Here is an 18,801-nt window from a genome sequence, read left to right on the forward strand (position 1 = left end):
GAGAGCCCTGCAGTCGGCGGAGACGGTGCCCCTATACACTTCCGCTACGGAAACCCCTTGATCTCTAACCCAATGGAGGCTAAGCACCTTTTGGCTTTCTCCCTTTTGTAGCAACGGTTTTACCACTTGGCTTTCGATCATGAACCTGTTGGCGAGACCATTAATAAAGGCAATGGCTGCACGGGTAGATCCTACCTTCAGTTTACGTATTACTAAGTCAGCACTATTTCCTAACAGGGACTGGATCGTTTGTAAATTGGTTTCCAGTGCAGAGGAAACGGGAATTCGGGATTGGGCTGGTGGGACCGAACCTGACGATTGCGCTGGTCGACCATATCCCTTAGCCTGGCGGATCATTCGCCTTAAATATCTTAAAGTAGTCACCCTTTCGATCACCGATCTTATTTTGCCGTAGCCAGGTAAGAGTATACAAAAGATGCAATAAGTTGGCCTGTTGGGGAAAAATAGGTGACAAGGAGGTCAAGGCGGCATGCGCGAGGAGGGCAGAATTAGTCCTGGTCAGTTCTCTGTACTGCTGGCCAGTTTATTAATCGGAACCTCAACCTTATTAATGCCGCTAGGCCCAGCTGGGCGCGATGCGTGGATCTCCTTGATTGTTGCCACTATCTTAGGCCTAGGTGCATTGAAGCTATGGCTGGCTTTGAGCCTTCGGCTACCAGGACAGACCCTGGTAGGGACCGCCCGCCACCTACTGGGGCGTTGGCTGGGTAGCCTCGTGAGCTTGGGTTATCTGTGGTTCTTCCTTCATTTAACCTCGCTGGTAATCCGCAATATCGGCGAGCTCTATGTGACCGCAATCATGCCGGCGACCCCGATACTAGTATTTGCTATAGTGCTGGTCGGCCTCTGCGCTTGGACCCTATCCTATGGCATTGAGGTGCTAGCCCGCTGCGCCCAAATATTGCTGCCGTGGCTGGTAGTTACAATTATGACCTTAGATTTCCTCGCCATAATTACCCCTAACCTGGCCCATCCCGAGCAACTGCAGCCAATCCTGGAAAGCGGGTGGCTGCCAGTATTGCGGGGAGGATGGGCAAGCTTTGCCTTCCCGTTCGGGGAAGCCATACTATTGGGAATGGTATTCCCTTTAGTCAATCGCCTCCCGCAAACCGCTCGCACCAGCATATGGGCTTTGGGACTAATAGGAGCATTACTGACGCTAACCCAAATCAGGAACATTGTAGTGTTGGGTCCCGCCGAAGCCCGTCGCAGCGTATTTACCACCTATTTGGTAGTAAGGGAAATTAACCTAGCTGATTTTGTGCAGCGGCTGGACGCTCTGGTCATCTTTGTCTGGACCTTCGGGACTTATTTGAAGGCCACCCTGGGCTACTACGCCCTGGCCTTAGGGACTGCTGAACTGCTCAACCTTAGGGACTATCGCCCGCTGCTGGTTCCTTTGGGGATTATCATCGTTTCTTTAAGTATTCTGGTTTACGACAATATCATCCACATGCTTACCTTTGCTTTTACCGAATGGCCAGTCTACGCCCCGATCTTTGAGGTGTTGATCCCAGCTCTAATGCTCGTCGTAGCTGCGGCCCGAGGCATAGGCTCCAAGCCAGCCAAAGATAACCGCTAAGTTAACGCCGTGTGGCAGACCAGTCGTAAAACAAAAGTTCCCTCCTGCTCATGAAGGGAACTGGTGGGCACGGCAGGGATTGAACCTGCGACCTCTTGAATGTGAGTCAAGCGCTCTCCCACTGAGCTACGCGCCCTTATCTATTCACCGACGAGGATATTCTAACACAGCCCCACCCCTGAATCAAGAGCACAAAAACTCCCGCCAAGCTCACCGGGGTCCCCCAAGGCTAGTTGGTTTTTAGGTGGTAGCGGTGTTGGCGCATATAATGGAAGGCCTCAACTTCTTCGAGGGGCACCCGGCTGCCAATGCGAGCAGTAAGCATATTGGCCGGGTGAGAACAGATATCTGGGTCGTTAGTAGGGTATTGGACAAGCCCCACCCGGTCCATAACCTTCTTCATGATATGGCGGTAATCCCATACCGACAGGCCCGAACCCTTGAGATCCCAGGACCAGTAATATTCGGTGGAAAAAATAATGTAATCCTCGATCCAGTCGTTGCCAAAGGCAACCCGGTGCAAAGCGTGACCTAGGCCAAACCCCCTCCAGGCCGGCGCCACCTCGATACCCCCCAATTCCAACAGCGAAGGAGCAGCTTGGGTGTCCCAGCCCTCGATCGGTTCCGGGACATGGAAGGTCATATAGCCAACAATAACATCTTGATGCTGGACGATGTAAATGCGGCTTCCTGCCCGCAGAGCAATGTTGATTAGGGCTTGATGTTGGCGTTGGGCAGGACGAAAATGGCTTAGGGTAGGATCCATTCGAAGGGTGCGTAACTTTTCTGGACAAATTGGGCCCCAAACTTGAACTACCCCTGCCGGAGTCTCATACCATTCCGAGGCAATTGGCTCCCCGCCACCGCTTGCCGGCGTTCTTGCCTTTATCGCCTCGGGAAACTCGGTACGCATATTCCCGCCCCCCGAATGAATGCTTCTAACCAAGCCCACCTTCATTATATAGCATGGTTTGGGCTTGTGCAATCCTTCACAAAATATTTTACAAATCCTAGAAGCGCAACCATTGCTAATAATTCAGCTATTTGACCAGGCTCAATTGGCTGCTTGGTCCGTCTTGTTCGCTTCGCCTGCTCGAACCACTCGGCCCACTTACTTAGCTTTGGCTGCTTGCTTTGCTTGGCTCGCTTGGGCCGCATTGGCCGTTCCAGCTCTTCCCGCCCCTTTTTCGTTCCTTACCTCTTTCCCGAAGCTGGTAGCGAAGCTCTCTAGGGCTGATTCCCAAAAGCTGGGCCGCAGCTCGCTGATCCCCCATGCATTCTTTCAAAGCCTGGGTGATTAGCGCTTTCCCCACTTCCAATTCCGCCTTTCGCAATTTCTCCATCAACTGCTCAAACGGGAAGCCTTTAGTAAGATCAACACTACCTAAAAAGGCTTTAATGGCGCTCTGCCAGGCTTGATCCAAGACCTCTAGCGCTTTCTGATGGCTATCAGCCAGGGGCTGAGCTTCACCCGCCTGGCCTGCATCTTTCGCGCCGGTAGCGCCCTTATCCGTCTCCCCTGCTCCCTCTCGAGGAAGCTTCCCGAGTTCAGCTCCAGGCGCCATTGATTGACCTAATCCTTCGGCGGCCTGGCCAGATCCAGATTCCGTCTCCTCCTCTTGATAATCCTTACCTCCCCCACCACCAGGAACAAGCAGCTTGCGCCGACTAATCTTGGGTGGTAGATGGCGGGAGTAGATCACCCGGTTTTCGCTTAGGGCCACTGCTTGAGCCACAGCATTGGCTAGCTCCCGAACATTGCCGGGCCAATCGTATTCCTGCATGAGCTGCATGGCCTCCGGCGAAAACCGGATGGGCTGACCCTCGCGCCCGGGACCTTCAGCTCGACGCTGGCGGGCAAAATACTCAACCAGGACGGGAATATCCTCGCGGCGCTCGCGCAGAGGAGGAATGTACAAGGAGGCTACGTCGAGACGGTAGAAGAGGTCGTCACGAAAGCGCTTGGCCTGCACTTCGTCTTGAAGATCGGTATTGGTGGCAGCAATGATACGCACATCGGTGACTAGCGGCTTTTCGCCTCCCACTCGGAAGAACTCACCGGTTTCCAAAACCCGCAGTAGTTTTACCTGAATGGAAAGGCTGGCGGCCCCGATTTCGTCCAAGAACAAAGTTCCATGGTTGGCCATTTCAAAAACGCCCCGTCTGAGGCCAGTAGCCCCGGTAAAGCTGCCTCGCTCATGGCCAAACAGCTCACTCTCCAAGAGAGTTTCGGTGAAGGCCCCGCAGTTGACCGCCACCATGGGCTGGTGAGCGCGCTTGCTCACCCCGTGGATAAAACGAGCCAGCACCTCTTTGCCGGTTCCGGTTTCGCCCTGGATGAGGACAGTTATGTCCTTTTGGGCAATCTTCTTAGCAGTGGCCACCAGGTTGCGCATGGCGGCGCTGCGACCAACTACAAAGCCAAAGCGGGAGACGATCTCTCCCAGCTCTGCCTCTACTGCTTCTAACCGCAGCGCCCGCTCTATCAATTCCTCCAAATCGTCAATGATCTCAAACGGCTTCTCAATATAGTCGTAGGCTCCCATTTGGATAGCCTGTACGGCTGATCTAATGGCACTATATCCGGTCATAATGATTACTTCGCAACTGGGTTGGATATTCTTAATCTGCTGCAATAGGAAAAGCCCGTCCATGTCAGGCAGCTTAAGGTCGATCAGTGCTAGATCAAAGCTGCCCGGGCTTTCGCTGCCCTTCACTAGCTCCAGAGCCCGAGCTCCGGACTCAGATACATATACCCGGTAATTCCGTCGAGATAATAGGTGCCGAAAGAAATTAAGCACCTCTACTTCATCATCCACAACCAAAACCTGCACTTCCCGGGCCATGCCAGTTCATCCCCCATGCCCTCAGCTTTCCGGCAGCCTTGTAGGCAGCACCACCGTAAAGGCACTGCCTTCCCCCTCGCGGCTTTGCACCTCGATCCTACCTCCGTGGTTCTCGACGATGCCCAGGCTGACCGAAAGCCCCAGGCCAGTGCCCTTGCCGCGGGGCTTGGTGGTAAAGAAGGGGTTAAAGATCTTGGACAGATTCTCGGGCGCTATTCCCCGGCCGGTGTCGGCAATGGTTATAGCCAGCTCCTCGGTGGGCCGCAGGCAAGTGCTTACCTGGATGGTTTTCGGCCCCGAACCCTCCTCCACCGCATCCTTGGCATTTAAGAGCAAGTTGACTATCACTTGCTCCAACCTTTGCGGGCTGCCCCAGATATGGGGCAGAGCGCTGGCTAGCTGCTTTTCAATGATTATGCCGCCCTTCTCAATCTGGTAAGCCACCAAAGCCAGGGCTCTTTCGACCACCTGATTGATGCTCACCAGCTCCAGCTTATACTCCTCCTGGCGAGAGAAAGCCAACAGGTTTTCGATGGTGCGCTTGCAGCGAAAGCCGCAGTTCTTTATATCTTGGAGCAGCTCCGCTTGGGGGTCATTGGGGTCGAGATCCCGAAGCAGCAGCTGGGCATCTCCCAAGATCGCGGTCAAAGGGCTGTTAAGCTCGTGGGCTACCCCTGCCGCCATTTCCCCCAAGGCTACAAATCGGGAGGAGTACACCAGCTGGGTAACATCCTTGGCATAAAGAATAGCTCCGTAGAAGTGGCCCTTCTCATCAAAAGCCGGGTAGGCGAATACATCGAGAATCTCTCCCCGGGGCAAGCGCATTTGGTGAAAAGCGCGGTTGCCGGTCTGGCTTGCCTCTACCACCGGGCAGGCTTCGCACCGGGTCTCCCTTTCCATCAGCACTTGGTAACACTTGGAACCAGCGATCTCCTTGCCCTTTCTGTGCACGTAGGCGGGCAGAGCCTTGTTGAACCGGACTATGCGGTGCTCGCAATCAATAAAGATCAGCATATCGGTCACGGCATCCAAGGTCTTTTCCCAATCCCGCTGGACCTGAACCACTTCGTTATAAAGGCGCGCGTTTTGAATGCTTACCACCAGCTGGTCTCCCAGCTGCTCCAAAAACAGCAGGTCCCGCCCCGTATAGGCGTCCTCCCGGCCAGAACCTAAAAGCAATACCCCCAAAAGCTCCTCCTTGCTGACCAATGGAATTATGGCCGCTGATTTTATGCCCCTCGCTGCCAAGGCCTGGCCTTCCGAAGAGGCAGGCTGAGAATGATTATCGGTCCAGACCACGCTGGTACCATTGCGCAACTCGCTTATCAGCTTTTGATCCCCGGCAAAGGGAAAGACTGGACTCAAACCGGCATTCTCCCGGGGATAGCTGGTCATGAGCTGCAACTGTTCCCTTTGGTTAATGTAAAGGCCCAACTGATCGAAGATAACTACTTCCCCTAAAGCCTCGGCCAGGCTCTGCAACATCTCTTCTAAAGACATGTTGACCTTGATGCTTTTGGCCAAACGGTTCATGATCTCAAGCTGGAGATTGCGGCGCCCAATCTCTTGCAGCCGCCGGCGCAACTCCACATAATAAGTCTTTTTGGAAGAATGAATGCCGGTCAGCTTCTCGATCATCAAGTTGCGGCTTTCAAGCACGCCAACTCCCCCCACCAGTGGTTGAACCAAACTTTTTGTCCTCAACGACTGGCCTATTCACTTGCTAGGGCAGTAAGCAGGATGCTTTCTATATCCTCCTTAGTTACATCCCGGGGATTGGTAACGATGCAAGCATCGTTGACCGCATTGCTAGCCAGCTGGCCCACATGTTCCTTGGTAATGCCCAGGCCTGACAAGGTAGGCTTTACCCCCACACGTCGGCACAAGTCTTCCACTGCTTCCACTGCCTTTTGGGCGGCTGCCATCCGGCTCAGCCCAGTTATGTTTTCCCCCAGAGCTTCCGCAATCTTAATATATTTATCGATGGCAGCAATGAGGTTAAACCGCAGGACATGGGGCAGAAGGAGTGAGTTTGCCTCCCCTTGGGGTATATCAAGCAATCCTCCTAGCTGGTGGGCAATGGCATGCACCAGACCCAAGATAGCGTTGGAAAAAGCCAAGCCCGCATGCAGGCTAGCCTGAGCCAAAGCGGTCTTGGCTTCCCGGTTGCCACGGTTAGCCACCGCCGCCGGCAAATGCACTGCCAACAACCGAATAGCAGCCAAGGCATGGACATCGGTAAACCCAGTAGCTGCCAAGGATATGTAAGCTTCGATGGCGTGGGTAAGCGCCTCCAAGCCGGTATAGGCAGTCAATCGGTTGCCTACCGTGGCCAGCAGCAAGGGATCGGTCACGCAAATGTCAGGAACCAGCGACTTGGATACGATGGTCATCTTGACTTGCCGACGGGTGTCTACGATCATGGAAAACTGAGATACTTCCGATCCTGAGCCGGCAGTGGAAGGTACGGTGACCATGGGCGGGAGGGGAAACCTAATCCGGTCCACGCCTTCATAGGCATGGATGGGGCTGCCATTGGTAGCCACTATGGCTATGGCTTTGGCAGCATCAATGGCGCTACCCCCACCGATAGCTACCACGGCGTCGCAGCCGGAGCGAAGATAAGCTTCCGCCCCAGCCTCTACTTCGACATCTTTGGGGTTGGGGGTAATCTCGGCCCAGGTCACATACCCTAGCCCCGCTTCCTTAATGCTGTTTCCAGCCTTCTCGGCCCACCCCGCTTCAACCACCCCGGGGTCGCTGACCAAAAAAACCTGGGTAGCCCCTAGCCGGCGAGCGCACTCCCCAACCTGAGCCAAGGCGCCATGGCCAAAAATGATCTCCGGCGAAACAAACTTACTGATGTTCATTGTTAGCCGCCACCCAATCCCAGCTGGTCATAACCGCGAGACTTGTTATTTGCTTCACAATCCTCAGTCTAATCTATTTACCGGTGTATTGGCAACCTTCCTCTCCTGCCACTCCTACAGCATTACCGCTCCCCGGCGAGGTTCCCTACGACGCCGTGGCTTCTTCTAACTGGGCCGCAGCACTACCCCACCTATATTCTACCATGGATCCCCACCCCAGGAAATACTTCTAGCCCCAACAGGCCCAGCCGAGTGGAATAACCCATAAAAAGCTAAAATACCTTTGATCTGCTTGGCATGGGTACAACTGAACGCCCAAGGGAACACTTCGAAGCAGAAAAAGCCCAGAACAGCCGTACTACTGCTCTCGGCTTTTTCTACCTTCGCGCCTCAATAGGCCGGTGCTGCTACTGGATAACCCCAACCTGAACCTTAGCCTGGACGGCGCCCATCTTGGCTTGCCTTCCAGGTTGGGGCATCATGGCCACCAAATTCTCCCGCCAAGCAGTTGGGACCAATCCCATACCAACGGCTCGCTCCATGTCCAGCTGGCAGGCCCTCCTTTTCTCGGCGCTGCACCCCGCCCGCTTTAGGTCCTCATCACTAACTTCCCACCCATAAGCTACCAAGTCACAAAAGCAAATCCATCCGTTGGGAGCATGGTACTCGTTCCAGTACGCGCACCTCTTCTCCTGCATGGAAGCTCCCCCTTTCTAATGGTCTACTTAGCTGCCGGCGCCGCCGTTCCCTGTCCCACCGTTATTCCTTCTTGGGCTTGCTCGGCCCGCTGGGCTCGCACCGCCTTAGCTGTTGGCCGTAAATAGACCGACCAGTATGCCGTCCCCACAAAGATGGCTCCACCTACGATGTTGCCGATGGTCACCCATAATAAGTTGCCTAGCAAGAAGTTGGACCAGGTGAGCCCGGCCAACGAAGCTTGGGCCTGAGCCACCGATATGTTGCCGGCTTTAGCCAGGGCAGCTAGCACGATTGGCTCACCTTTGAGCGCCAACCCCATGGGGATGAAATACATATTGGCGATGCTGTGCTCAAACCCGCTGGCCACGAAGGCGGTAATCGGCAGCATGATTCCCACGATCTTGGAGATTACATCCCGGCCGGCAGTTGCTAGCCATACCGCCAAGCAAACCAGCCAGTTGCACATGATGCCACGGAAGAAAGCTTGTTCCAGACTCAAGGTAGCTTTAGTATTGGCAATGGCTACCGCCTTTGCCCCCACCAAGCCTCCGTTGACAGCCCACAAGCCGGTAGCATACATGATGCCTACCACCGCCAGCGATCCCGCAAAATTGGCCAAATAGACGATGGCCCAGTTACGCAACAGTTGCCCCACGCTGACTCTCCCCTGGAGTACTCCGATAGCCATTAGGTTATTGCCAGTGAACAGCTCCGCTCCACCAATAACCACCATGACCAGTCCCACCGAGAAAGCCATCCCGGTAATCAATCGCGTCAACCCATCGCCAACCTTGCCAGCCAGGTCATGGGTTACCATGGTCGAGAACTCGGCCCCAAAAGCAATGTAGGCCCCGGCAAGAATACCTAGGATGACCAGCGTCAGCCAGGAGGAACGGGCTTTGTTTTCAGCTATGGCTACGTGACTGGAAGCTACTTCTTTGGGCGCATTACAGGCGTTGGTTACCACCGCTGGCGGCGTAGCCGCTACCGTTCCGCGGCCGACCTGGGCCTCCATAAGGCTGAGGCATTGGCGGCGTTTTTCTGGGGTGCACCCGATCTTAGCCAGCTCTTGAGCGGAAAGCTTCTTGTCAAAAGCCGCCACCTCGCAATAACAAACCGGCCCGTTGATAGAGTTGTATTCTTGCCAGTACACGCACGATACTTGAGGCAAACTACCTCACCTCCCAATATCTCCTTTGCCCCATCTCCCCAGGTTAAGTGCCCTGGCTTACCCTTTACCAATGCAACTATCATGCCGCAGATTGGCTAACGAGGTTTTAGGAAGTAAAATATTTGGCAATCTACTGGACTATCGCAGCAAGTGCAAGTTATCATACAACTCGGCCTGGAGATGAAACCGGGCGGCAAAATGAGTACATGGTCTTGTACTATTGGTTAGGGGCAGACATGGCTTGTTACGAGTAGCTAAAACTTCCGCCATGGAGGTGCCCGGCAACTCAGCCCTGCTAAACTGCGGATGGCCCAGCAATGCCGGCCACATTTGCGGCTTTACTAGCCGCAAATGCGGTGGATTTTGCCGCTGGTGCGGCAGCCAAAAGAAAAGTACCCGCTAAGGGGTACTCAAGGTAGGTAGGTAGGTTCTGGCGGGCCACAGGATCGGGTCGCCAGGAATCAGGTTGTCGGATTCGGGTATTCGATAATTCGCCCTTCCCAAGTTCGCAAGATAACCGTATCCTCGGAGGAATCGATCAGGTATTGCGGTATTACCGGTACCTTGCCGTAGCCTCCAGGAGCGTTAATGATGTAAGTGGGAATGGCCAGCCCCGAGGTATAGCCGCGCAAGTTTTCCATGATTTCAATGCCATCCTCGACTCGGGGAATGAAATGGCTAGTTCCCTTCACCGGTTTGGCATGGAAGATATAGTAGGGGCGAACCCTAATCCTTAAGAGCTCTTGGTTCAGCTTCTTCATAACATAGGGGTGGTTGTTGATCCCCTTTAATAGCACCGCTTGGTTTCCCAGCACCGCTCCCGCCCGGAGCAGGCGGTCGCAAGCCTCAGCTGCCTCCGGCGTTACCTCCCGGGGATGATTAAACTGGGTATTAATATAAATAGGCGGATGCTTGGCAATTACTTCGCACAGTTCAGGAGTAACCCGCTGGGGCAAAGTCACCAATACCCGGGTGCCAAGCCGCTTAATTTCCACATGAGGAATACGGTCCAGCTCCCCCAGGATCCAGTCCAGGGCCCGGTCGCTAAGCATCAAGGCGTCACCACCAGTAATCAGCACGTCACGAATCTCCTCATGTTGGCGGATGTAATCCAGGGCTGCCTGAATATCAGCCTTGGGGGTATGCTGATCCACCTCGCCGATGTTGCGGCGCCGCTGGCAGTGCCTACAAAACATGGCACAACAGTTGGTGACATTTATTATTAGCCGATCTGGATAACGTCTGGTTACCGCCGGTGCTGGCGAAGTAAACTCCTCTGCCATGGGGTCCTCAACCCCGAACCGGTCCCGGACCTCTTGGATGGAAGGAACAGCTTGCTGTCGAATCGGCGAATCCGGGTCCTCCGGGTCAATCAAGCTGGCGTAATAGGGTGAGATGGCCCAGCGGTACTGGCAACCGACTTCTTTGATTTCTTGTTTCTCATCCTCAGAAAGCCCCAGAATCTCACCTAATACATCAGCGCTGCGGATGCGGTTGCGCATTTGCCATTTCCAGTCAGCCCATTCTTCCTCTGTGCCTCCCAGCACAGACAGGATACGGGCCCGATTGCGCTGGGTAGCCTCTGCCCTGGCAAAACCAGTAGGGATGTACTTTTGGGCTTCCAGGTAATCATGGATACGCGATTGTAGCTCTTGGGCTCTTTCTTCGGCAATTCTTCTCTTTTTGCTCCTGGCGTCAGCCGAATCCCCGAGAAAGAACCTTTCGGTGATACCGATAGTGCCAATCCGTTTTTCTAGCATAATCCTCCTCCTTTCATCTCCATCAGCTTCGCATTTACCAGCATCAAAAAACCCCGGCGCATTTCTCCGGGGTGGTAAAAGGCACACATCCTTAGACTAGCCTTCCTCCCACGCTTACGGGGTTAGCTGACGGGTTCGGACTGACAGGATAGCCCTACCACCATAAGTGGATTCACCCCAAACAAATGGGTCCCCCGCTTCTTTCCGAAGAAAGAACTCAGCGCTCACAAACTGGTCACGAGGTGAATTCTATTCAGTTCGCGCTCTCATTATACTATAAGATTTGTGGTTTGGCTACTATTATCGCTTCTTGCGCGGAAAAATTCCTCCGTGAATATCCCTGGCATCAGAAACATTGAAGAATACATGGGAATCTAACTCATTAAGGATGTCAAGAACCCGTCCCAAGTCGCTTCGCTTCAGAAGCAAATACAGTATGGTCCGATCTCCGCTCCGGCCATGCCCCTCAACGCAAGTGACCCCGTAGCCGGCCTCCCGTAAGGCGCTGGTAAAACGCTCTGCCAAGTCTGGCTCAGGAAATACTTGCACTGAAAGGTAGCCCAAGGCCATCTTGTTTTCAATTACGCTCCCCACTAGGTTGCCGGTAGCAAAGCCGGAGGCATAGGCAATCACCTTTAGGGGATCATGCAGCCCTCCAGCCAACACCTGGTTTAGGGCCAAGACAAAAATGCTCACCTCCACGAAGCCCACTGCTGCCGCTATTCCCCGGCGCCCCCGCATTAGTAGCAGAATCCTTAGTACATCCAACGATACATCGCACACCCGGGCACCGAAGATGAAGAAATAACCTCCCACCAGCGGTAGCCACTCACCCAACCAACATCCTCCTCTTCCCCGGCAAAACTATACCTCGTCGGTTCCTCTTTTCTATATTCGTTTTCTATATTCGGAAGGTGGTTACCCTTTAATTGCTAATCTGATTCCCAACTGTAAAAAGTAGATGGCCAAGGCCACCAAAAACAGGCTGCAAGTATAAAGAGCAAGGCGATAAGCGCGATCGTTGATGAACCTCTTGCCGGTAGCTATGGCCCAAGCCACTAGGCTATACCAAAGGAAATCGGAAGCAATGTGTCCGGTGTAGAAAACCCCAACTCCAGTAGCACCGTAGCCAGCCGCTGTAGCCACATAAGCAGCGCCAATGGTTGCCCACCAAAGGATCCAATAGGGATTGGATAGGCTGGCAGCTACCCCCGCCCCAACCGTAGCCCAGCGGCCGGATGGAAGCCGGCTGGATGGGGCCGGGTCACAGCCCTTGGGGTCGGCGTCCAAAGACAAAGCAAGCTGAGCTTGGCCAGCCGCCTTCCAAGTGGCATAGGCAAACCAGAGCAGCATAACCCCACCCGAGATCCCAACCAAACCTAGGACTTGGTGGTGAGCCAGGACCTGCCCTAGTCCAGCCGCTAAGAACACTACCATGACTAGCTCCAGCAGAGCATGCCCCAACGAGATCAAAGGCCCGGCTGAGAAGCCTCGCCGGACCGATTCGCTTATGGTTACTACCAGCAGGCTGCCGGGAGCCATAGCTCCCGACAGTCCCACCAAAAAAGCGGTAACAAATAGGCCCAACAACCCCATGGCGCACCTCTTCCCCTAGCTAACGAGCTTCCTTGAGGAGCTTCTTCAGTACCTTGCCGGTTGCGCCCTTGGGTAGTTCAGACACAAATTCCCAAAGTCGGGGAATTTTGTAGCTGGCTATCCTGTCCTTTAAAAATTCCTGCAAGGCCCGGCCATCAAGCTGAGCCTGCTCTTCCAACACTACAAAGGCCTTTATCGTCTCCCCCTTGAGCGGATCGCCCACCCCCACTACCGCCGCCTCCACCACTTGGGGATGGGTCAGAAGCACTTCCTCTACCTCGCGCGGATATACGTTGAATCCGGCGCAAATAATCATATCTTTCTTGCGATCCACTACATAGAAATACCCATCCTCATCCTGACGCCCCAGGTCCCCAGTGTGCAGCCAGCCGTTGCGCAAGGTTTCGGCCGTAGCCTCAGGCAGGTTCCAGTAGCCCTTCATCACGTTGGGACCCTGAACTACGATCTCCCCAACCTCGCCCCTAGGGACGTCGCGATCTTCATCATCCACCAGCCGCATCTTCACCCCGGGAAGGGGAATGCCTATGGAGCCAGGTTTGCGAACCGCTTCCGGGGCCAGCGGGTTGAGGCAACAAACCGGTGAGGCCTCGGAAAGGCCATATCCCTCAATGAGGGGAAAACTAAACTTAGCCTCAAAACCTTTCTGCACCTCGGCTGGCAACCCCGCGCCCCCAGCGATGGCTAACTTCAATGATAGTTGGGCCGCCTCCCCCATCTGGACCAAAACCGCAAACATGGAGGGAATCCCGCAAAAGACTGTAATCTTGTCCTCCACCAAGGTTCGCAAAAGCTCTTTAGGTCCAAAGCTGTCCAGGATGTAAATGGTGCTACCCAAGTATAGCGGCAACAGCACGCATACCGTCCAGGCAAAACTATGAAACATGGGGAGAACACAAATAAAGCGATCGTCAGGACCAAGGTCCGACGCCTCATCCAAGGACCGGACGTTGCTCATTAGGTTAAAATGAGTGAGCATAGCCCCCTTAGGTTTTCCGGTAGTGCCAGAGGTATAGAGGAGGGAACAGGTATCATCCTCCTTAACCTTCACCGGTTGAGGTTCCCCGGCTTGGTTTATTGCCGCCAGGGTTTCCTCATTCAATACCACCAGCGATTTGATGCCTAGGCTAGAGGCGTCGGCAGGCAGGGAAACTTTTTGGAGAATGACCGGGTGGATGACCAAGCAGGAAACCCCTGCATCCTGAAGGATAAAGGCAATTTCCGGTAGGGACAGCATTAAATTAATAGGTACTACTATGGCTCCAGCCAAGGCGGCCCCCAGGTAGCTGTAAACAAATTCGGGGCAGTTGGGAGAACAGATGGCTACCCGGTCTCCCGGCTGAACCCCTAAGTGCTGGAAATAGCCAGCAAAGCGGCTCACCTGCTCATCCAGTTCCCCATAGCTGATTACTTGCCCGCGGTAGCTCAAGGCTGGATGCTGCCGGTCTTGGTGGCGGCGGTGGGCTTCAAAGATGCGCAAGGCTAGATTCCTCCAATCTTAAACAGAGTGCCTTTGGGCCTTAGTACCAACGACTAGCCCTAGCTCCTAATTGTAACATCACTGCCATATGCCGACAATAAGTTATTGACAAGCCAGGTTTAACATAGTAAGGTTGCTTTAGATGACTTTACATGTGTAAAGACAGGGGGAGAAGGAAATGGGTGAAGGAAATAACCTGGTTAGGAAACGCCTGGCCTGGGTCCTAGCTTTTTTGGCCCTTATAGTCTCAGCCTATGCCGTACCTTTCTTAGCTTTAGACCAAGTACCTAGATTCTACGGAGCTTTTCTCTACTGGGTCGGCTTTGCCCTCTTAGCCATCATTATGATGTTTCGGGTAATGCGGAGGTGGAATGGATGACGCCCTTTTGGGTTTATTTCACCCTAGTGGCTTATGCTATCTTGGGAACCGTGGTTGCCTACCTATCGCGTCGCAATATCGGCCGGGGCATGACGGAGTTCTTCCTGGCCAACCGCACCATTGGGGGACTGTTGGGGGCCCTGACCTATAGCGCCACTACCTATAGCGCTTTCATGATGATCGGCTTGGCCGGCTATACCTACAAGGGAGGAGTAGGGGCGCTAGGCTTTGAGTTGATTTATCTATCCGGCCTAGTGCTGGCCGTCTTCTTTGGTCCCCGCTTCTGGCTAGCCGGCCAGCGCTACGGTTACATCTCGCCCGCAGAAATGCTAGCCCATCGCTTCCAAAGCCGCTGGGTAGGCATGGCAGCAGCGTTGGCAGCTCTGGTATTTCTCATTCCTTACAGCGCCGTTCAGCTCATGGGCATCGGTTATCTGTTAAACGGTCTGTCCCACGGCGCCATCCCCTACTTGGCCGGGATTCTAATTGCCGGAGCCCTAGCCATCATCTGGGCCTGGATCGCCGGCTTGCGCTCGGTGGCCTGGACTGATGCTTTGCAGTCCATAGTGATGATCATTGCCGCCGCCGGGGTGCTCTTCTATGCTGTCTATCACTTGCTGGGTGGCTGGACAACCTTTACCGCCACTTTAGAACAAGACTACCCCCAGTGGCTCACCGTGCCCGGGCCCGGTTTCTTCAATTTCCAAGCCTTCCTGGGCTTAACCCTGCCCTGGTTCTTCTTCTGCCTCTCTAACCCTCAGGTGAGCCAGCGGCTATTTGCCCCTCCTTCACTAAGGAGCATGCGGGTAATGCTGAGAGGCTTCTTGGTCTTCGGCTTCCTCTATACCTTAATCTCGGTGCTCTGGGGCTTTTCTACCCTAGTCCTTGAGCCAGGCTTAAAATCACCAGATATGGCTACTCCCACTTTGCTGGGCTCGGCCGGCATTCCCCCAGCCCTGGCCCTGATCGCCATGGCCGGAATCATGGCCGCCGCCATCTCTACCATCGATAGCATTCTTTTGACCCTCTCCTCCATGTTCGCCCGAGATGTCTACCGGCCGCTCCGGCCCTCCATCTCCGAAGATCAGGAACTGGCAGTTGGGAAATTTATCATCCCGGTGATTACGGCCGCAGCCCTAGCTTTTGCTTACCTGCGGCTCGACCTGGTCGCCACCCTTTCGGTGGCCGCCTCCACCGGCCTCTTGGTAACCGTGCCGGCCACTTTTGCCGTCTTCTTCTGGAAGCGCGCTACTGCTGCCGGAGCCCTGGCCAGCATTGCCGGCGGGGCGCTGGTCGCCCTTTACCTCCAATTCGGACGCTTGCAACCCTTGGGTATCTGGCCTGGAGTCTGGACTTTGCTAGCCAGTACGGCCTTACTTTTACTAGTGAGCTTCCTTAGTCCACCACCCACCGGCGCCGATGCTTACGTTGAGGGCATTAAGAAAGAACTAGAGGCCAAGCAAGTCCTCTAAACTGAGGTTGGCGGCGCTAGATTGGAGGCTATATGTCTGGAAGCTAGATGGTGGGGTTAAGGGGTTGAACCACCACCGAACAGCCTCCGGCCTCAGGCGGCGCGCCGGGCGCGCCCGGCGCGCCGCCTGTCCCTCCTCTCACTTGGTAGGCTACCATCCGGCCATCGGGAGAGAGGGCCAGATCATAAACGCAGCCCTTTTCCGTTACCACCAACTCCTGTTTGCCCGTGTCAAGAAAGTATTTCATCACCCGTACTTGATCATCCTGGGTGATGGCTACCACCAGGTTGCCATCGGGCAGCCATGCTCCAGCCACCGCCTGATATTTTCCTTCCCCCAATCGCTCTTCCTTTTGGCTTTCCACTTCCAGCAACCACAGCTCTTCCAGCTCCTCGGAACCATAAGGAGTAAGCTTCAAAAGTAGCCGCTTCCCGTCTGGCGACCACCCTTGCGGCCAAACATCGCTGATGCGGGTAATCCTTACCGGCTCGCCCCCTTGCGCCCCAACTTTTAGGACCCAACCAAACCCCTCCCACAGCCCCAAGGAATAGGCTAACCATTTTCCGTCGGGCGACCAGCGCACTTTGCGGGGGACCTGAGCTTGCTCGCTGGAAGCATCCGTCGATGGCACCAGCAACTGAGCCTTCACCGCAAGGGTAGCCCCCGCCTGGGCTCCGGGCTCAATCTGCGCCACCCACAAGCCTCGCAAGTCGCAAAACGCTATTCGGTCCCCTTGCGGCGACCAAGCTATATCGACAGGGCCCGCGCTTAAGCCCTCCACTGCTACTTGGCTTTTCTTGGTCGTCAAGTTGTAGACCATCAAGTTGAGACTAAGGTGCTCGTCTTCAGGAGAACTAGCATCCGGTGAAGGCTGGGGAGAAGCGCCGGTAGCTATCCTTGGGTAGGCTAAATAGCAACCGTCGGGCGAGGCTGCCAAGGCCGAATCACCGTTGTTTTCGTCCAAGACTACTGCCTGACCGGTGACCAGGTCTAGCAGTTTCAGCTGGCTTTTACCGGCAAAGATATCCTGAACTGTGTACGCCACCTGGTAATTGTTCAACCATACGATTTCCCCTGGTTCCCCCTTTTCCGCTACTACCACCCGACTCGCTGGAACCCGCCGCCCATTGGCACCGTCGTCAGTTTCGGAGCTGGAAGAGTCCCCGGCTAGCCGGGAACAACTGCTGGCAACCAAGCTCAGAAGAACCAAGAGGCTAATCAGTGTGAGCAGCTTCCCAAACTTTTTCCCAACCATCCCTTTACCTACGCCAGCCTTTCCGTGACAATTTAGGTTTGATAGATTCGCACTAATAGATAAGACGGCTGGGTCTTGGAAAAAGTTCCCAAGTGTTCTAATGTTGCCCCATCTTCGCTAGCGATGATCGGCCCCTCCAGTAGTAATCGTCTTTAGTCCCTTTCCCGATTACGCCAGCGGAGAATGGTTCGGCCCTGCAAGGAAAGTGCGCTGGGCCAAAACCTGGGGTGAAGTTCTCGGCCTCCTAGAGGATCGGCATGGAGAAAAGGCTAGGGTAGGAGTATTCACTGACGCTACCATGCAGTACATGGCCGGTTAGCCGACCTACGCCTAATGGCTATTCGGCCTAGCCGATTCGCTTTAATAGCACCAGGGGCGTTTGTTCGTCATCGTTGCCGCCGGGATTGGTCTTTAAGGCAGCTTCAATTTCATGCTTAAGGGCATCAATAGCCTGGGGGTCTTCCAGGTCGGTTGCCAGCCCCAGGACATCCACACAACCGCGGTCGTTGACATCAGTGATGCAAACATCGATGCCTACAACTTCTTTTACCTGCCGGGCCACTTGATCAGGATTCTTGGGTCCCATGACTATGTGCCGGTCAAAGGGCGCCATGGTACCGGCAATATCGTCAAACAGGGCTAATTCTTGGCCGGCCACTTCAAAAAACCGGCCCCGCTTGCCAGTTAAGCGACCCCAGGCGGCAGCCATCGCCCCCTTGAGAATACGCATGGTACCCACTTCCTGGAAGGCCAGCTCCATAGCCGCCGGCGTAGCCAGGCTACCATCTTTGTCGGGGAAGCGGCACAAAAATCGGGCCAGCATCCGGGGGCGCACCGTCTCAGGCAAGATGGCTCGCCCCTGGGTGATAGCTACTACCGTCTCAGAAATGGCCAGCGCGTCTCCCGGTGCAGCGATACGGTGGCAGTAGCGCCGGGCCACATCAGCGATATCGTCCCGGGCGGTTACTACATGGGTGCGCAGAGGTACAGGCACCAAGGGCACTTAGCTGCCTCCTTTCGCCTTCGCCATTTGGATTTGGCCGAGATAATCCATCACCCCGTTGGCGATGGCTCGAGCCAGGCGGGACTTAAAGACCGGGCTACGCAGCAGGGCCTCATCTAGCCCGTTGGTGAGGCATACGGTTTCAATGTGAGCCACCGGAATCTGCCGGGGCCAGGGCAAACCGGACTGGGGGGTGCAGCGCCGGTCCGGAAGCCTCATTTTATCCAAGATGGCCTGGTGAACTGATTGGGCCAGGTCCCGGCTGGGCGCCGTAGGCGGGTGCATGGTCCGTACCCCCCGGACTCGTGGGCTGGGAGCTTGGCCAGTATGCAGACTTATTGCCGCCGCTGGCCTGGTACGGGCCGCCAGCGCCATCCGCTCCGCCTGCGGCACCACACGGTCGTCCCGGCGGGTTAACACTGGTTTGGCTCCTAGCTCCAAAAGGTGCTCCTCCAGATATTGGGCAATGGATAGGACCACCTTTTTCTCCCACAGGTTGATCGGCCCCCGCACTCCCCAGTCCCTGCCACCATGTCCAGGGTCAACCAATATGGTCTGCCCGGCCACAATCTTCCGTAAAGGGGACCGGTCCAAATACAGCCGGGTGCGGAAGGGGAGGCCGGGCGTCTCTTCCAGTCGGTAAAGGGTG

Annotated in this window: 17 protein-coding genes and 1 tRNA gene; 3 read left to right on the forward strand and 15 right to left on the reverse strand. The window is 55.0% G+C overall.

From position 1 onward, the window contains the following. A partial coding sequence (locus H5U02_08785) for a spore germination protein (protein MBC7342523.1) occupies positions 1 to 384 on the reverse strand: 384 nt, incomplete at its 3' end. 106 nt (positions 385 to 490) lie between these two features. On the opposite strand from H5U02_08785, the gene H5U02_08790 reads away from it, so the two are divergent. Continuing rightward, positions 491 to 1,603, forward strand: a complete 1,113-nt coding sequence (locus H5U02_08790; protein MBC7342524.1) for an endospore germination permease — start codon at positions 491 to 493, stop codon at positions 1,601 to 1,603. Between the two features lie 61 nt (positions 1,604 to 1,664). Here the strand turns inward: H5U02_08790 and H5U02_08795 are convergent. The 11 genes from H5U02_08795 to H5U02_08845 form a co-directional block, all read right to left on the reverse strand. Beyond that, a tRNA-Val gene (locus tag H5U02_08795) sits at positions 1,665 to 1,739 on the reverse strand. 93 nt (positions 1,740 to 1,832) lie between these two features. After that, on the reverse strand, positions 1,833 to 2,453 hold the full coding sequence (locus H5U02_08800) for a GNAT family N-acetyltransferase (protein MBC7342525.1): 621 nt from the start codon (positions 2,451 to 2,453) through the stop codon (positions 1,833 to 1,835). Positions 2,454 to 2,718: 265 nt separating this feature from the next. After that, positions 2,719 to 4,449: a sigma-54-dependent Fis family transcriptional regulator gene (locus H5U02_08805; protein MBC7342526.1), complete on the reverse strand. Its 1,731-nt coding sequence runs from the start codon at positions 4,447 to 4,449 to the stop codon at positions 2,719 to 2,721. 21 nt (positions 4,450 to 4,470) lie between these two features. After that, complete coding sequence (locus H5U02_08810) at positions 4,471 to 6,108, reverse strand: GAF domain-containing protein (GenBank protein ID MBC7342527.1); 1,638 nt, start codon at positions 6,106 to 6,108, stop codon at positions 4,471 to 4,473. Positions 6,109 to 6,161: 53 nt separating this feature from the next. Next, a complete protein-coding gene (locus H5U02_08815; protein ID MBC7342528.1) occupies positions 6,162 to 7,319 on the reverse strand; it encodes an iron-containing alcohol dehydrogenase in 1,158 nt (385 codons plus the stop codon). A gap of 407 nt (positions 7,320 to 7,726) precedes the next feature. Further along, entirely contained in the window at positions 7,727 to 8,017 is a 291-nt protein-coding gene (locus H5U02_08820; protein ID MBC7342529.1) for a hypothetical protein, read from the reverse strand. A 23-nt stretch (positions 8,018 to 8,040) separates the two neighbouring features. Next, entirely contained in the window at positions 8,041 to 9,189 is a 1,149-nt protein-coding gene (locus H5U02_08825) for a formate/nitrite transporter family protein (protein ID MBC7342530.1), read from the reverse strand. A 461-nt stretch (positions 9,190 to 9,650) separates the two neighbouring features. After that, a complete protein-coding gene (gene eam, locus H5U02_08830) occupies positions 9,651 to 10,949 on the reverse strand; it encodes a glutamate 2,3-aminomutase (GenBank protein MBC7342531.1) in 1,299 nt (432 codons plus the stop codon). Positions 10,950 to 11,249: 300 nt separating this feature from the next. After that, on the reverse strand, positions 11,250 to 11,786 hold the full coding sequence (locus H5U02_08835; protein MBC7342532.1) for a DUF2179 domain-containing protein: 537 nt from the start codon (positions 11,784 to 11,786) through the stop codon (positions 11,250 to 11,252). Positions 11,787 to 11,867: 81 nt separating this feature from the next. After that, entirely contained in the window at positions 11,868 to 12,545 is a 678-nt protein-coding gene (locus H5U02_08840) for a LysE family transporter (GenBank protein ID MBC7342533.1), read from the reverse strand. A 19-nt stretch (positions 12,546 to 12,564) separates the two neighbouring features. After that, complete coding sequence (locus H5U02_08845; GenBank protein MBC7342534.1) at positions 12,565 to 14,043, reverse strand: long-chain fatty acid--CoA ligase; 1,479 nt, start codon at positions 14,041 to 14,043, stop codon at positions 12,565 to 12,567. A gap of 178 nt (positions 14,044 to 14,221) precedes the next feature. On the opposite strand from H5U02_08845, the gene H5U02_08850 reads away from it, so the two are divergent. Together H5U02_08850 and H5U02_08855 are read left to right on the forward strand one after the other, a co-directional pair. Continuing rightward, positions 14,222 to 14,422 (forward strand): hypothetical protein, encoded by a 201-nt coding sequence (locus H5U02_08850; GenBank protein ID MBC7342535.1) that lies wholly within the window; start codon positions 14,222 to 14,224, stop codon positions 14,420 to 14,422. Then, positions 14,419 to 15,894: a sodium:solute symporter family protein gene (locus H5U02_08855; GenBank protein ID MBC7342536.1), complete on the forward strand. Its 1,476-nt coding sequence runs from the start codon at positions 14,419 to 14,421 to the stop codon at positions 15,892 to 15,894. Before H5U02_08850 ends, H5U02_08855 begins: the two co-directional genes overlap by 4 nt. Positions 15,895 to 15,937: 43 nt before the next feature. Here the strand turns inward: H5U02_08855 and H5U02_08860 are convergent, their stop codons facing one another. From H5U02_08860 to H5U02_08870, 3 genes are all read right to left on the reverse strand, one after another. Next, entirely contained in the window at positions 15,938 to 17,149 is a 1,212-nt protein-coding gene (locus H5U02_08860; protein MBC7342537.1) for a PD40 domain-containing protein, read from the reverse strand. 346 nt (positions 17,150 to 17,495) lie between these two features. Continuing rightward, entirely contained in the window at positions 17,496 to 18,152 is a 657-nt protein-coding gene (locus H5U02_08865) for a F420-0:Gamma-glutamyl ligase (protein MBC7342538.1), read from the reverse strand. Continuing rightward, positions 18,153 to 18,801, reverse strand: a 649-nt coding sequence (locus tag H5U02_08870) for an N-acetylmuramoyl-L-alanine amidase (GenBank protein MBC7342539.1), incomplete at its 5' end; no start/stop codon positions are given.

Source organism: Clostridia bacterium (assembly GCA_014360065.1).
In the GTDB taxonomy this organism is placed as follows: Bacteria; Bacillota; DSM-521; order Neomoorellales; family JACIYF01; genus JACIYF01.

Coding starts and splice junctions, on each gene's coding strand:
- H5U02_08855 (MBC7342536.1), top strand. CDS start 14,419: ATGACGCCCTTTTGGGTTTATTTCACCCTAGTGGCTTATGCTATCTTG.
- H5U02_08840 (MBC7342533.1), bottom strand. CDS start 12,545: ATGGGGTTGTTGGGCCTATTTGTTACCGCTTTTTTGGTGGGACTGTCG.
- H5U02_08815 (MBC7342528.1), bottom strand. CDS start 7,319: ATGAACATCAGTAAGTTTGTTTCGCCGGAGATCATTTTTGGCCATGGC.
- H5U02_08820 (MBC7342529.1), bottom strand. CDS start 8,017: ATGCAGGAGAAGAGGTGCGCGTACTGGAACGAGTACCATGCTCCCAAC.
- H5U02_08860 (MBC7342537.1), bottom strand. CDS start 17,149: ATGGTTGGGAAAAAGTTTGGGAAGCTGCTCACACTGATTAGCCTCTTG.
- H5U02_08790 (MBC7342524.1), top strand. CDS start 491: ATGCGCGAGGAGGGCAGAATTAGTCCTGGTCAGTTCTCTGTACTGCTG.
- H5U02_08805 (MBC7342526.1), bottom strand. CDS start 4,449: ATGGCCCGGGAAGTGCAGGTTTTGGTTGTGGATGATGAAGTAGAGGTG.
- eam (MBC7342531.1), bottom strand. CDS start 10,949: ATGCTAGAAAAACGGATTGGCACTATCGGTATCACCGAAAGGTTCTTT.
- H5U02_08850 (MBC7342535.1), top strand. CDS start 14,222: ATGGGTGAAGGAAATAACCTGGTTAGGAAACGCCTGGCCTGGGTCCTA.